The 2,434-nt window shown below is 55.4% G+C and carries 1 protein-coding gene; it reads left to right on the top strand.

Going from position 1 to position 2,434, the window contains the following annotated elements:
* Positions 1-145: 145 nt before the first annotated feature.
* On the top strand, positions 146-2,374 hold the full coding sequence (locus ACFTOW_RS13590) for a DEAD/DEAH box helicase family protein (RefSeq protein WP_379916605.1): 2,229 nt from the start codon (positions 146-148) through the stop codon (positions 2,372-2,374).
* The last annotated feature ends 60 nt before the right edge of the window (positions 2,375-2,434 follow it).

Below are 2,434 nucleotides of genomic sequence, written 5' to 3'. Positions count from 1 at the left end.
GCGCAGGCTGGGATGACACCTTCCTGCGCTCGATTCTCACAAACATAGCAATGGCTTAATGCCAAAAGCGATTGCCCTGACCCGCAAGGGGTTTGACAACCCGTTCGGCGAATGGATGCGCTGCACCCTGCAAGACGTGAAAACCGTGCTGATCGAGCTGCGCACGGGGCAGCGGTTTACCGGCACCCATCATCTGGACTTCCCCATGCGGGATGAACAGGCCGAAGCGGTCAAGCTGACCCATGCCTATTACCATTCCCGCTGGGACGAAGACCCCCACGCCGTTCCACGGTTCCTCTGGAACGCCAAGATGCGGTTCGGCAAGACCTTCACATCCTATCAATTGGCCAAGAAGATGGGGGCAAAGCGGGTTCTGGTCGTGACCTTCAAACCCGCCGTGGAAGACGCCTGGCAAACCGATCTGGAAAGCCATGTGGATTTCGACGGCTGGCAATATCTGTCGGTCAAGACGGGGGGCGATCCTACCCAGATCGATCGCAAGAAACCCGTGGTCTATTTCGGGTCATTCCAAGACCTGCTGGGCCGCGACCCGCGGGGCAATATCAAGGCCAAGAATGAATGGCTTCACACCGAAAACTGGGACCTCGTGATCTTTGACGAATACCATTTCGGCGCATGGCGTGAGACCGCGAAAGAGCTGTTCGCGGGGGAAGAAGATGAAATCGCCCGCGAGGAAGCCCGGCTTGAGGATGCGAAAAAGCTGAAAGACCGCATCGCCGACCTGCAAGAACCACTGGAGCCCGAGACGGAATTCCTGCCGATCACCACCAAGGCCTATCTCTATCTGTCGGGAACCCCCTTCAAGGCGCTGGCCACGGGCGAGTTCATCGAAGAGCAGATTTTCAACTGGACCTATACCGACGAGCAACGGGCCAAGGCGGATTTTGCTGCGAAGTATCCCGACAAGTGGAACCCCTACGGCGCCCTGCCGCAGATGCGGTTGTTGACGTATCAGATGCCCGAAGAGCTGTTGAACATCGCCAGTGCGGGCGAGTTTGACGAGTTCGATCTGAACGAGTTCTTTTCCGCCACGGGTGTGGGCGACAAGGCCCAGTTCAAGCATAAATCCGATGTTCAGAAATGGTTGGACATCATTCGCGGCCAGTATCACCCGAAAACGCTGGAAAGCCTGAAAACAGGCGAGCGCCCGCCATTCCCCTATTCGGACGTGCGCCTGTTGCCCTATTTGCAGCATTCGTTCTGGTTCTTGCCGAATGTGGCGGCCTGTCACGCGATGGCGAACCTGCTGAAGGAAAAACAGAACACATTCTGGCATGATTATACCCCGATCGTCGCGGCGGGAACGGCGGCGGGGATCGGCCTTGAAGCCCTGCCACCCGTGCGCCGCGCCATCGGCGCAGGGTTCGACAGCAAGAGCATCACCCTGTCCTGCGGCAAGCTGACAACGGGTGTGACGGTCAAGCAGTGGTCATCCATCCTGATGCTGCGCAACCTGAAGTCGCCCGAAACCTATTTCCAAGCCGCGTTCCGTGTTCAATCGCCATGGTCGATCAAGAACCCCAACGGGGATGACACGCATGCCGAGGAAATCCTGAAGCCGGCCTGTTTCGTCTTTGATTTTGCCCCGACACGGGCGCTGCGGCAGCTTTCGGAATACGGGATCGGCCTGTCCCCCAACGAGGGCAATCCTGAGAATGCCGTGAAGGAATTGGTCTCATTCCTGCCCGTGCTTGCCTATAATGGGGCGGTGATGAAGCAGCTGGACACGGGCGAGATCCTCGACATCGCCATGGCAGGCACATCCGCCACCCTTTTGGCCCGCAAATGGGAAAGCGCCCTGCTGGTAAACGTGGACAACGACACCCTGCGCAAGCTGATGGACAACGCTGATGCGATGGCGGCAGTCGAACGGATTGAAGGGTGGCGCGCCCTCGGCGACAATGTGATCGAAACCATCATCAACAAGAGCGATAAAGTCAAAGAATTGAAGGCAAAAGCCAAGGAAAGCGATCTGACACCAAAAGAAAAGAAGGAGCTTTCTGCCGAAGAAAAAGAATATAAATCAAAGCGCAAACTGGTTCAGGAAAAGCTAATTAAATTTGCGACCCGTATTCCTGCGTTTATGTATCTAACTGACTTTAGAGAGAACACATTGCAAGATGTCATTACCAAGCTTGAGCCGAATTTGTTTCGTACGGTAACGGGTTTGACGGTGCAGGATTTCCATCTCTTGGTGAAGCTCAAGGTGTTCAACACCGAGCAGATGAACCAAGCAGTGTTTGCATTCCGTCGTTATGAGGATGCCTCACTGAGCTACACGGGTATCGACAGCCATGAGGGTCTGACAAGATATGGACTCTACAATACTGTCGTGGCGCAGGAAACTGCATAGCGGTTTAATCTGGCTATTTCGCGGTTTGTGTGGGTGGTTTGGTTTCCGGTCATTTGCTTG

The sequence above is a fragment of the Lacimonas salitolerans genome (assembly GCF_042677865.1).
GTDB classification, from domain to species: Bacteria; Pseudomonadota; Alphaproteobacteria; order Rhodobacterales; family Rhodobacteraceae; genus Lutimaribacter; species Lutimaribacter salitolerans.
Note: the sequence above shows the minus strand (reverse complement) of the source record. Positions and strands in the feature narration are given on the sequence as shown.